This window comes from Streptosporangium sp. NPDC005286 (genome assembly GCF_040607515.1).
Taxonomy (GTDB): domain Bacteria; phylum Actinomycetota; class Actinomycetes; order Streptosporangiales; family Streptosporangiaceae; genus Streptosporangium.
Genome location: NZ_JBEXGU010000103.1, coordinates 22,212 through 33,913 on the forward strand (window position 1 = coordinate 22,212; position 11,702 = coordinate 33,913).

The following is an 11,702-nucleotide window of genomic DNA, read 5'->3' on the forward strand; positions in this document are numbered from 1 at the left end:
GCGCGGTCAGGCCAGGCTGAAGCGGACCTCGCGGGTGGTCGGGTCGGCGCGCGTCAGCCGCACGCGCACGCTCCTGCCCAGCCCGAGCCCCTCGCCGTCGCAGCGGGCCACCACCGCCGGATCGGTGAGCTGCACCTGGCCCCACGGCCGGTCCTCGGCCACGTCGATCACCACCGCCTCGAACGTCTGGCCCACCCGCTCACGGAGCACGAAGGCCTCCACCAGGTCCACGCACGCCCGCTCGACGCCGTTCACGCGCCGCCCGGTGGCGTGCATGATCTCCGGCAGCTCGCCCATGGCCTCCTGGACGTCCTGCGGCACCGGCTCGCCCGCCGCGATGGCCAGGCAGATCTCCGTGGCGTAGCGGTCGATGAGCCGGCGCAGCGGCGCGGTCACATGCGCGTACGGCGCGCCCACCGCGGCGTGCTCCGCCTGCGAGGGGGGCTCGCCGTTGAAGGCCACGTAGCCGGCGCCGCGCAGCAGCACCGTCGACTCCTGCAGGAACGCGGCCTGCTCGGGGATCTTCGGGTCGAGGGCGTGCACGACGTCGCCGTACCCGGCACCCTCCGGCCAGGGCACGCCGAGTGCCGCGGCCACCCTGCGGACCTGGGCGACCCTCTCGGCGGGGGCGGGCGGCAGCACCCGCAGCAGGCCGATCTCCGCGTCCAGCATCATCGAGGCGGCGGCCATGCCCGTCAGCAGCGAGATCTGCGCGTTCCAGGCCTCGGCCTCCAGCGGGGCGCGCAACTCCAGCCGGTAGCCGTCCCCGTCCGGAACGACCTCCTGGTCGGGGGTGGGCAGCGTGACGCCGCCTCTGGCCCGCTCCAGGGCGAGCCTGAGCCGGCCGATCTCGGCCAGCAGCCGCAGCGTGCCGTCGGCGGTGCCGGTGTCGATCGCGGCCTGCGCGTAGTCGTAGTCGAGCCGCTCGCGGCTGCGCACCAGCGCCCTGGTCACGTCCGCGCCCACGATCCGGCCCTCCGCGTCGAGGTCGACGCACCACAGCGCGGCGGGCCGCGTCACGCCCGGCAGCAGGCTGGCGGCGGCCTCCGACAGCAGGGGCGGGTGCAGCGGCACGCGCCCGTCGGGCATGTAGACCGTCTCGCCCCGGGTGCGGGCCTCGGTGTCGATCGCCCCGCCGGGCCTGACGAACGCCCCGACATCGGCGATGGCGTACCAGACGCGGTAGCCGCCGGGCCGCTCCTCCAGGTGCACGGCCTGGTCGAGGTCCATCGCCCCTGGAGGGTCGATGGTGATCAGTGGCAGGTCGGTCCGGTCCAGCCGGGGCAGGGCGGGCACCTCGGCGACCCACTCGGCCTCGTCGACCGCCGCCCGGGGAAACCCCTCGGGCAGCTTCATCTCACGGCGGATCCGTTCGAAACCGTCGTCGAGCCGGGGATGGGACTCTCCGGGTACCCGGATGCTCTTGTGAGGCACAGGGAGCAACCTACCGGCTTGCGGCGGTCCCGCCCCACCGACTAGGGCGAAATGGTCAGATCGGACATTTGGCGGGTGGGTCAGAGCGCGGAGGTCAGGCGTTCCAGCGGCCCGCCCAGGCCGTAGCGCTCGCTCAGCGCCGCCAGGGCGTCCGGGTCGCGGGGCTTGGTCGGGAGCGTGAGGTCGGTCTCGGGCAGGGGCGCGTCGCGGGCGACCCAGACCACCTCGGGGGCCACCCGCAGGTAGTCGCGGGCGGCCGACAGCCTGGCACGCTGGCCCGAGGTCAGGTCGCCGTCCCCGTCGACGGCGCGCAGCAGCGCCTCCAGCGAGCCGAACCGGGTGATCAGAGCTGCCGCGGTCTTGTCACCTACCCCCGGCACGCCCGGCAGGCCGTCACTGGGGTCGCCGCGCAGGGTGGCGAAGTCGGCGTAGGAGCGGCCGGGGATGCCGTACTTCTCGGCGACGGCGGCCTCGTCGACCAGCTGGAGGTTCTTGACCCCTCTGGCGGTGTAGAGAACGCGGACCGGCCGGGAGTCGTCGACCAGCTGGAACAGGTCGCGATCGCCGGTGACGACGTCGACCTGGCCGCTCGCCCGTGCGGTGAGCGTGCCCATCACGTCGTCGGCCTCGTAGCCGGGCACGCCGATGCGGGCGATGCCCACCGCGTCGAGCACCTGCTCGATCACCGGCACCTGCGGGGCGAGCGTGTCCGGGGTCTCCTCGGCACCGTCCTCGGCGACCCTGTGGGTCTTGTACGTGGGGATGGCCGCCACCCGGAAGGCGGGGCGCCAGTCGGCGTCCATGCAGGCCACGAGCTCGTGGGGAGAGTGCCGGCGGACCAGCATGGCGATCATGTCGATGACGCCGCGCACCGCGTTGACGGGCATGCCCTCGGGCGAGGTCATCGACTCGGGAATCCCGTAGAAGGCGCGGTAGTACAGCGACGGGGTGTCAAGAAGCATCAGGCCGGGCATGGCGACCATTTAACCAATCAGCCGAGCACCCCGATGGCCAGAACGCAGGTGTCGTCCTCGGGATTGGGGCCGCCGATCACCTCGATGAGCTGATCGAGCCCGTCGTTCGGATCCCCCCTCAGCAGGGCCGCGGCCTCCATGGTCAGCGCCAGGCCCTCGTCGATGTCCCGGGTGCGCCGCTCCACCAGCCCGTCGGTGAAAAGCAGCAGCAGGTCGCCCTCCCGCAGCTCGACCCCGGCCAGCTCGTACGGCTCGTCGGGGGTGGCGCCCAGCAGCACCCCGGCGGGCGGGTCGAGCTGGGTGGCGGTCCCCTCGCGGACCAGGATTGGTGCCGGGTGCCCGGCCTGTCCCCAGGTGAACATCCTGGTGGCCGGGTCGAGGTGACCGACGATCGTGGTCGCCGTCGTCTCCGGCATCCGGTGCAGCACGAAGTCGTTGAGCCAGGCCAGCAGCCGGTCGGGGGAGTGGCCGGTCATCGCGAGGCCGACCAGGGCGTGCCGCAGCTGGGCCATCTGGGAGATCGCGGGCACCCCGTGCCCGGCCACGTCGCCGATGGCCAGCAGCACCCTGTCGTCGGGCAGGGGAACGGCGTCGTACCAGTCGCCGCCGAGGCTGGGCTTGGCGTCCGCCGCCACATAGCGGACCGCGATGCGCGCGTGCGGCAGGTCGATGGTCTCTCCAAGGCCGGGCATTATCGCCTCGCGTAGCGCGAGGCTCATGTGGTGTTCCTGCTCGGCCTGCTCGCGGACCCGCAGCAGCTTGCTCCGCGACTCGGCCATGATGCGCTCGGCGCGACGTCGGCAGGTGATGTCCTGGACGACACCGTGCACGGCGGCATGACCGCCGGTCACGACGGGGTCGAGTACGGCGCGAAGGTGGCGGAGCTCGCCGCGGCGGCGGATGCGGAACTCGACCTCGCCGGGCTCGGCCCGGTGCATGACGGACCACAGACGCAGGTCGAGGTCGGGACGATCGGTCGCCTCGACGTGGCCGGCCAGATCGCGCAGGTGAATCGGGCCGTCGCCGGGATCTCGGCCGAATATGGTGTACACCTGATCGGACCAGGTGGACTCTCCGGTCTGAAGATTCCACTCGGTCCAGCCCATATCGCCCAGGCGTTCCGCGTGCGCCAGGCGGGTGTTGAGGAGTTGCCGCTCCACGGCCATGTGCTCGTCCGGTTCGTCTGGCAACCGCTGCGCCATCTCAGCGGCGATCGACGGAGCCGAACCGGTCACTTGGTCGTTTCGTGGGTGGAGGGGGGGCTGGTGGCCGCCCACTACGCCGACCATGTAGCTCGCTCTCGGAATGTATGGCTTTGCGGACATTTTGCCAACAAAATGTGATCGTACTTCAACGGATTGTAGTGGTGGGGCTGTCGTCGTACCTTCCTTTTCCTGAGTTTCGGTCCCGGGGCCGCTCCCGGATGCATCGCCGCTCCGCCCGGGATTAGATTGGTCGGTGTGACGACGGAGTCCTCTGATCTCTATCCCGTGACCCGCCTGGAGGCCGCCCGCGAGGCCGCCGCCACCGCCGGGCTCGACGCGCTGCTGCTCACGCCAGGCCCAGACCTGCGTTACGTGACCGGTTATGAGGCGCTGCCGCTGGAGCGGCTCACCTGCCTGGTGCTCCCGGTCGTGGGTGAGGCGTTCCTGATGGTGCCCCGCCTGGAGTTGCCCGCTGCCGAGCGCTCTCCGGCGTCCAGGCTCGGCGTGGAGTTCGTCCCCTGGGACGAGACCGACGACCCGTACGCGGTCGTCGGCGGGCGTTTGGGCGCGGTTGGAAAGGTGGGCCTCGCCGACCGGATGTGGGCGATGCAGTCGCTGCGCCTGCGCGATGCGATCCCCGGAGCCGAGCAGGTGCTCGCCGGGACGGTCCTGCGCGGGCTGCGGATGCGCAAGAGCCCGGCCGAGGTGGCGGCGCTGCGCGAGGCGGGCGCCGCGATCGACGCCGTCCACGCCCAGGTGCCCGGCTTCCTGCGGGCCGGCAGGACCGAGCGGGAGATCGGCAGGGACATCGCCGAGGCGATCATCGCGGCCGGGCACTCCACCGTCGACTTCGTCATCGTCGGCTCCGGTCCCAACGGCGCCAGCCCGCACCACGAGCTGTCGGACCGGATCGTCAGGGAGCGCGAGCCGATCGTGGTCGACATCGGGGGTCAGATGCCCGGCGGCTACTGCTCGGACTCCACCCGCGTCTATGCCATCGGCGAGCCTCCGGCGGGCTTCCTGAAGTACTACGAGGTGCTCAGGCACGCCCAGCAGGCGGCCTGCGACGCCGTGCGTCCCGGGGTGCCGTGCGAGGCGATCGACGCCGCCGCGCGAGACGTGATCGCGGCCGAGGGGTACGGCGACTACTTCATCCACCGCACCGGCCACGGCATCGGCCTGGAGACCCACGAGGAGCCCTACATCGTCGCGGGCAACGCCGAGCCGCTGGCGCCCGGTTTCGCCTTCTCCGTCGAGCCGGGCATCTACCTGCCCGGGGCACACGGCGCCCGCATCGAGGACATTCTCATCTGCACGGAGGAGGGCGGCGAGCGGGTCAACCACCGCACTCGCGAGCTTGTGGTCGTCTGACGGGTGCCCCGGCAGGCCCCTGTCCGGTCGCGCCCCGGGGGGAGCCGCGGTCGTCCGGCGGGTGCCAGAATCGGGGTGGCCGGCGACCCCGGCCACCCACCTTCGTCGTCCGCGCCGGGACCTGGAGCACGCGGATGCGATCCCCTCCCCCCGAGCCCAGGGGAGGGGTCTCCACGTTGGAAGGATTCAGATGACCGTTGAGCGCGTTCTGCCGACCGGTGACGCCCATGACCTGCTGGACCTGGTCCGCGACCTGATCGGCAAGGAGGTCGCCCCCCGGGCCGCGGCCGACGAGTCCGCCGAGCGCTTCCCTCGGGAGGTGTTCACCACGCTGGGCCGCGCGGGACTGCTCGGCCTGCCCTACCCCGAGGAGCATGGCGGGGCGGCACAGCCGTACGAGGTCTACCTGCAGGTGATCGAGGAGCTGGCGGCCGGCTGGCTGGCGGTGGGGCTCGGCCTGTCGGTTCACACCCTGTCGTGTTTCCCGGTGGCCGCCTACGGCACCGCCGAGCAGCGCGCCGCGCTGCTTCCCCGGATGCTGGGCGGTGAGTGGCTGGGCGCCTACTGCCTGTCGGAGCCGCAGTCGGGGTCCGACGCCGCCGCGCTGGCGACCCGGGCGGTTCCCGGTGAGGACGGTTACACGGTCGACGGGGTCAAGGCCTGGATCACCCACGGCGGCGCCGCCGACTTCTACACGCTGATGGCCCGTACCTCGGCCGACGGCGCGCGCGGCATCTCCTGCTTCCACGTGCCCGCGGGGACGGAGGGGCTGTCGTTCGGCGCGCCCGAGCGGAAGATGGGCATGAGGTCGTCACCGACCGCCCAGGTCCGCTTCGACGGGGTGCGACTGGGGCCGGAGGCGCTGCTGGGCGCCGAGGGGGAGGGCTTCAGGATCGCCATGGCCGCGCTGGACGGCGGCAGGCTCGGTATCGCCGCCTGCGCCGTCGGCGTGGCGCAGGCCGCCTTCGAGGCCGCCACCGCGTACGCCGCCGAGCGCCGCCAGTTCGGCTCGCGGATCGTCGACTTCCAGGGCGTCGGCTTCATGCTCGCCGACATGGCCACCCAGATCGCCGCCGCCCGCGCCCTCTACCTGGACGTCGCCCGGCTGCGCGACGCGGGCCGGCCCTACGGCACGCGGGCGGCGATGGCGAAGCTCTTCGCCACCGACATGTGCATGAAGGTCACCACCGACGCGGTCCAGGTCCTCGGCGGCTACGGCTACGTGGAGGACTTCCCGGTCGAGCGTTACATGCGGGAGGCCAAGGTCCTGCAGATCGTCGAGGGCACCAACCAGGTCCAGCGCCTCGTCATCTCCCGCGCCCTCGCCAGGAGCGACCGGGCGTGACGTCCCGACCGGCCGGGCGGTGAGCTCAGGCCCTGGCGGAGGGGATCCCGGTCGTCACCCCGAGGCGCCGCCGGAGTTCTGGGGGCCGGTGTGGATGATGGCGGCCCACAGGTCCGGCCGGCCGGGGTATCGCTCGCGAAGGGCCAGGCTCGCGCCGTGGACGGCGTCGGCGACGCCGGCGCCGGGCGGGACGCCGGGATCCAGCCGGGCGTAGACGTGGTCGGCCGCCTGCGCGGCGACATCGTCCCTGATCCCCCACAGTGTGGCGATGACGTGCTCGTAGCCCGCGAGCTGGAAGGCCGACGCCAGGTGGATCGCCTCGTCGGCGATCCTGCCTGTCGGGGCGGCGGTGTGGCATGCCGAGAGGTAGGCGAGCTCCGCGTGGGGCAGGTCCTGCCGGGCGATGTCCAGAACACCGAGCCGGTCGTGCCCCAGGGCCAGGTGGCTCCTGGACGGCCGGTGCGGATCGGCGTAGGCGTGACCGGCGAAGTGCAGCCAGGCGTGATCGGGGAGCGCGGCCAGCAGCCGCTCGCGGGAGACCGCTCCCAACAGGACCGACCCGGGAATCCGGTGCGCGATCCGCTCGGCCTCCTTGACGGTGGCGGGCAGGTCGCTCATCCCCGGTGTGCGGTCGACGGCCACGACCAGGGGACGGCGCGGACGTGGAGGCGCCGGCGGCTGCCGGCGGGCGTGCTGCAGGGCTCGCAGCGTGGAGGTGTACGAGGACACGACGTGGTCGAGCACGCCCGGTTCCCCCGGCCGCCCCGCCGCGTGCAGCGGAAGGTACGAGAGAGCGGTGGTCGGGCACCAGCAGACACGGGGAGCGGGCCCGCCGGGCACGGGAGGTCCGGTGAGGCCGAGGGCGTCGAGGACCGGCGCGGCGACCGCGTCCCACAGCCAGCTCAGCGTCTCCTCGGCGACGCGCATGTCCACGGTGCCCTCGACGGCCAGGCGGAATCGTATGGCGTGCTGGAACGACCTGTCGCGGTCCAGGAGGGGAAGGTGGACGGACTCGACGCCGTCTTTCCGCACGATCAGGGCGTCGCTGCGGTAGGGACTCACATTGACGACCACCACGGGGTCCTCGCCCACGGTGGCGATCAGATCCTCGCCACGCGGGGGCACGAGAAGGCCCATCGCGTGAACCGCCCGCAGCGCCTCCTCCCACTCGGCCGCCAGGCGCCAGCGGTGCTCGGCGGTGAGGCTGCCGGCCATGGCGGTGCCGAGGACGGAGGGCTCCTGATCCAGCAGGCCGCGCAACCGCCGCACGCGGAGCGCCAGCTCCGGTGCCCGCTCCTCAAGCTCACCCAGGTCGGAACGGGTTTCCAGGGACTGGGCGAACAGCAGGCCCCGGCCGTACTCCAGCAGTTCCAGCGCCCGGACCGGCTGCCCCTGATGGAGGGCACACGCCGCGGCGTCCAGGCCGAAGTAGGCGTTGCTCCCGAGCACGCGTTCCTGCTCGGCCCTGGGCAGCCTGCGGGTGGTGGCCAGGGGAAGCAGCCGTACTGCTGCCGCGAACCCGTCCGCGCCCTCCTCCCAGCGCCCGTGGTCGGCCGCGGCCTGACCCCATTTCCAGCTCGCGCGGAGCCGGTCGGACAGATTCCCGCTGGGGGACCGCGCTACCTCTCGCAGCGTCCGCAGCGCCTCGTCGAGATCGGCGGCATCGCCGCTCCGGGTGAATCGCTCCGTCATGGCGTCGCCGACGCCGATGGGGTCGTCCGCCTCGCGCAGCAGGCGGATGGCTTCGGCCAGCTCGCCGGGATCACCGGTCAGCTGTGCGCGCCGCAGGAGGGTCTGCCCGAGTTCCTTGAGCCCCGCCTGCCGCTGCGCGTCCCCCGGGGGAGCAGCGGCGGCCGCGGCCCGGCAGAGCTCGACGGCCTCGTCCAGCGCGGGCCGCTCGCCCGTGTGGTCGAACCTGATCCTGAGCGCCCAGGCGAGCCCGGAAAGCAGCAGGGGAGTGTCCCGCATGGCGGGGTCGGTCTCGGCGACCGCCTGGCGCTTCCGTCTGATGCCCTCGTTCAGGCAGGTGGCGTCGCCGCTCGCCTGGAAGCGGAGGAGCTGGACCGTGCCGAGCAGGTCCAGATGCAGGGCCCGTCCCGAGGCCCCGGGCGGAACGGCGTCGATGCTCTCCTCAAGCGCGTCGGCGGCCTCGGGGAAGGCGGACAGGTCGCCGAGGTAGGCGGAACGGATGAGGATGACCTGCGCGTACGCGGGGAGAACCGTGTAACGGCCGGCCGACCGGAGGGGAAACATCTCCAGTGCCTCGCGGGCGATCCGCACCGCCTCCTCGATGTCCTCCTCACTGCCTCGCTCGGCGAATCGCATCGTCAGCGACATGGCGAGCCGCGGCACGATGAAGGAGTGATGCGGATCACCGGGGTTCAGGCCGCCGGACGCCGCGCGCAGCGCCACGACCGCCTCCTCCAGGGCCGTTTCGTCCCCGGTGCGGATGGCCAGGTTCCGCAGCGCGCTGCCGAGCGCGCTCCGGGCGATGACCAGGTCCTTCGACGGCTCGTCCCCGAGCAGTTCCACCGCCTCCCGCAGCGACGCGACCGACTCGGCCAGCGACGCGTCGTCACCGTGGCGCAGGTACACCTCCTCCAGAACGCTTCCAAGGGTCGTCAGGCAGGCCGCCCGGATCGGATCCTCGGCGCGGACACGCGCCACTGCCTCTCGCGCCGCGTGGACGGCGTCGTTCAGCGCAGGCCCGTCGGCGGCGAGGACGTAGAGGTTCCGCAGCGTCATGGCGAGATCTTTCAGGCACGCCACCCGCTCGGGAGCTTCGGGAGGGAGCAACGCGGCCGCCCGGCGCAACAGCGTGGCCGCCTCCCGCAGCTCGGCCCCGTCCCCGGTTCTCATCGAGGACTCGGACAGCACCCCGCCGTAGGCCTGGAACACGGCGGCCTCCGCGGGATCGCCCGGAGGGCAGGCCTCAAGGGCGAGCCGGCCCGCGTCGATCGCCTCCGCGATCACGGACGGGTCACCGCCGTGCAGGAAACGGTGATGGAGGACGGCGCAGAGACCCAGCGTGGAGCTGAGTCGTTCCCGGCTGCCGGGCGGGGCGCTCGCCCATGACCGCCGGAAGGCCGTGGCGGCCTCCTCCAGGAGCCGTAGGTCGCGGGAGACGTCGAAGTGGTTCGCCGCCGCGAAACCCAGGGCGTTCAGATACTCGGGCGTCTCGGGGCTGCCGGAGGGGAGCAGGGTGACGGCCCGCCGGGCGGTCTCCACCGCCTCGTCGAGGGCGTCCCGCTCACCCGTCGAGGCGCACCACTCCATCGCGTGCCGGGAGATTTCCCTCATCAGGGCCGGCAGCATCGGGTCGCCCTCGGGCGTCAGCGATTTCGCCACCATGAGGAGCAGCCGGCCCAGCGCGATCCTCTCGTCCTCGGTCGGCAAAAGGCGCAGCGAGCCGCCGTCCGGGTGAAGCACCCCGAGGAGCCGGTCACGATGGCCGGGGCGTCTCCGGCGCATGTGCTGGATGAACGGCAGGACCTGCTCCGGCACCGTGAGCCCGCAGAGATCGGAGAGGTCGAGGAGGACGAACATGGCCACGAAGTCCGGTGAGTCCATGGCGAGGTCCGCGGAGCCGCGGTCGCTCGCCCGGTATCTGGCGCCGTACAGCATGCCGGTCGCGTAGAGGAGCACGGCGGTCTCCCGCGGTGGCAGTCCCTCGTGGTCGCGGAGCCAGCTGCCGGACCTGTACAGCAGTTCCGCGGCGGCGGCACTCGTCCAGGGGCTCAGCACCTGATCCGGACGGCCGTCGTTGATGATGCCGCCAAGGCGCGTCAGGACGTCCTGGATGGTGATCTCCACACCGTCTCCTCTCCGATCTTCCAAGAGTGCGCGACGGCGGAAGATCGGCCAAGATTGACTTCGTGAGAGAGCAGAGTTCCCCCATGTCCCCCGGCGGGGATCCGGCCGAGCGGGGTGTGACCGAGATGCTGCTCGGAGCGCTCGCCGGGTCGGCCCTGCTGCCGTTCCTCCAGGCGGTCGCGACCAAGGCCGGAGAGGATCTGTACACGAGGATCCGGGACCTCCTCTCCGGTGAGAGCCGCGAACGCGCCAGGACCTCGATCGCCGAGGCCGGTCATGTCACGCTGGCCGACCGGGGCTCGAAAACGATCGTGCGACTGCCCGCCGACCTTCCCGCCGACGCGGCGGCGGCGCTCCGAGCCCTGAGGCTGCCCCCGGCGGAGCCGGGGTGGCGCGTCGTCTACTGGGACGGGGCGCACCGCGTGTGGGTCTGCCACGAGGTGGACGCCCCTCCCCGGGGCGCTCTGCGGGTCGACGAGATCACCGGGGACACCCCGCCCGAGCCGGAGCCTCCGGCACAACCCCGCTAGAGCCCGTACGTCTCCAGCAGCCGCAGCCAGATCTCGCTGACCGTGGGGAAGGACGGCACCGCGTGCCAGAGCCGGTCGAGGGTCACCTCGGCGGTGACGGCGATCGTCGCGGCGTGCAGCAGATCGCCCACGGCCGGGCCGACGAAGGTCACTCCCAGCAGGACGCGGCGCCGCTCGTCCACCACCGCCTTGGCCATGCCGCGGTAGCCGTCGCCCTGCAGGTAGGCTCCCGACACCCTGCCCAGGTCGTACTCGACCACGCGGACGTCGAACCCCTCGGTGCGGGCCTGTGCCTCGGTCCGGCCGACCGCGCACACCTGCGGGTCGGTGAAGATGACCTGCGGCGCGCCGTAGCCGTCCGCCACGTCGCGCATTCCCGGCAGGTCGTCGGGCTCGCCCTTGACCCGCGCCGCGATGACGTCGCCGCACAGCCGTGCCTGGTACTTGCCCATATGGGTGAGCAGGGCGCGGCCGTTGGTGTCGCCCACCGCGTACAGCCAGCCGCCGGGGACGCCGGTCGCGCGCATGCTGTCGTCGACCTCCACCGAGCGCCCGGCCTCCAGGCCGACACTCTCCAGGCCCAGGTCGCCGGTGGCGGGGCGCCTGCCGGTGGCCACCAGCAGCTCGTCCGCCTCGACGGGCGGGCCCTCGGACAGGTGGAGCGTGACCGGGCCCCCCGGCCCGGGCCGCTCGACCTTCGTCACCTGGACGCCCTCACGCACCGTGATGCCCGCCCCGGTGAACGAGGCGGCCACCAGTTCCCCGGCGAACGGCTCCATCCTGCCGAGCAGTCCGCCGCGTGCCAGCACCGTCGTCTCTCTCGCGCCGAGTCCGTGCATGGCCTGGGCCATCTCGCAGGCCACCACGCCGCCGCCCAGCACGGCCAGCCGCCTGGGGACGCTTCTGGCCGCCGTCACCTCATGGCTGGTCCACGGCCTGGCGGCCCCTCGCGACGCCGAATCTGACGCAGGTCGATTTCACCAGCGAGGATGAGAGCTGCGAGCTGCCCAGGCCCGCCATCTTCACGCTG

8 protein-coding genes and 1 pseudogene are annotated in these 11,702 nt (G+C 72.6%); 3 read left to right on the top strand and 6 right to left on the bottom strand.

Annotation, left to right across the window (positions count from 1 at the left end; translation table 11 throughout):
* Positions 1-6: 6 nt before the first annotated feature.
* The 3 genes from ABZU75_RS30200 to ABZU75_RS30210 form a co-directional block, all read right to left on the bottom strand.
* A complete protein-coding gene (locus ABZU75_RS30200) occupies positions 7-1,434 on the bottom strand; it encodes an RNB domain-containing ribonuclease (protein ID WP_355561362.1) in 1,428 nt (475 codons plus the stop codon).
* 80 nt (positions 1,435-1,514) lie between these two features.
* Positions 1,515-2,396 (bottom strand): 5'-3' exonuclease, encoded by an 882-nt coding sequence (locus ABZU75_RS30205; protein WP_355561366.1) that lies wholly within the window; start codon positions 2,394-2,396, stop codon positions 1,515-1,517.
* A 29-nt stretch (positions 2,397-2,425) separates the two neighbouring features.
* On the bottom strand, positions 2,426-3,598 hold the full coding sequence (locus tag ABZU75_RS30210; protein WP_355561368.1) for a SpoIIE family protein phosphatase: 1,173 nt from the start codon (positions 3,596-3,598) through the stop codon (positions 2,426-2,428).
* Between the two features lie 270 nt (positions 3,599-3,868).
* Between ABZU75_RS30210 and ABZU75_RS30215 the strand changes: the two genes are divergently transcribed.
* Together ABZU75_RS30215 and ABZU75_RS30220 are read left to right on the top strand one after the other, a co-directional pair.
* Positions 3,869-4,984, top strand: a complete 1,116-nt coding sequence (locus ABZU75_RS30215; RefSeq protein WP_355561371.1) for a Xaa-Pro peptidase family protein — start codon at positions 3,869-3,871, stop codon at positions 4,982-4,984.
* Between the two features lie 190 nt (positions 4,985-5,174).
* Positions 5,175-6,329, top strand: a complete 1,155-nt coding sequence (locus ABZU75_RS30220; protein WP_355561375.1) for an acyl-CoA dehydrogenase family protein — start codon at positions 5,175-5,177, stop codon at positions 6,327-6,329.
* Positions 6,330-6,383: 54 nt separating this feature from the next.
* Here ABZU75_RS30220 and ABZU75_RS30225 read toward each other — a convergent pair whose 3' ends face one another.
* Positions 6,384-10,142: a CHAT domain-containing protein gene (locus ABZU75_RS30225; protein WP_355561378.1), complete on the bottom strand. Its 3,759-nt coding sequence runs from the start codon at positions 10,140-10,142 to the stop codon at positions 6,384-6,386.
* Between the two features lie 62 nt (positions 10,143-10,204).
* Between ABZU75_RS30225 and ABZU75_RS30230 the strand changes: the two genes are divergently transcribed.
* Positions 10,205-10,672, top strand: a complete 468-nt coding sequence (locus ABZU75_RS30230; RefSeq protein WP_355561380.1) for a hypothetical protein — start codon at positions 10,205-10,207, stop codon at positions 10,670-10,672.
* On the opposite strand, the gene ABZU75_RS30235 is transcribed toward ABZU75_RS30230, so the two are convergent.
* Both ABZU75_RS30235 and ABZU75_RS30240 read right to left on the bottom strand, forming a co-directional pair.
* Positions 10,669-11,124: a hypothetical protein gene (locus ABZU75_RS30235; protein WP_355561383.1), complete on the bottom strand. Its 456-nt coding sequence runs from the start codon at positions 11,122-11,124 to the stop codon at positions 10,669-10,671. The two genes, ABZU75_RS30230 and ABZU75_RS30235, sit on opposite strands and share 4 nt — an antisense overlap.
* A 12-nt stretch (positions 11,125-11,136) precedes the next feature.
* Positions 11,137-11,598, bottom strand: a pseudogene (locus ABZU75_RS30240) (FAD-dependent oxidoreductase); the annotation flags it as partial.
* Positions 11,599-11,702 lie beyond the last annotated feature (104 nt).

Bases quoted from the DNA above. Each gene is read 5' to 3' on its own strand.
- ABZU75_RS30220 (WP_355561375.1), top strand. From the start codon at position 5,175: ATGACCGTTGAGCGCGTTCTGCCGACCGGTGACGCCCATGACCTGCTG.
- ABZU75_RS30205 (WP_355561366.1), bottom strand. From the start codon at position 2,396: ATGCTTCTTGACACCCCGTCGCTGTACTACCGCGCCTTCTACGGGATT.
- ABZU75_RS30235 (WP_355561383.1), bottom strand. From the start codon at position 11,124: ATGGGCAAGTACCAGGCACGGCTGTGCGGCGACGTCATCGCGGCGCGG.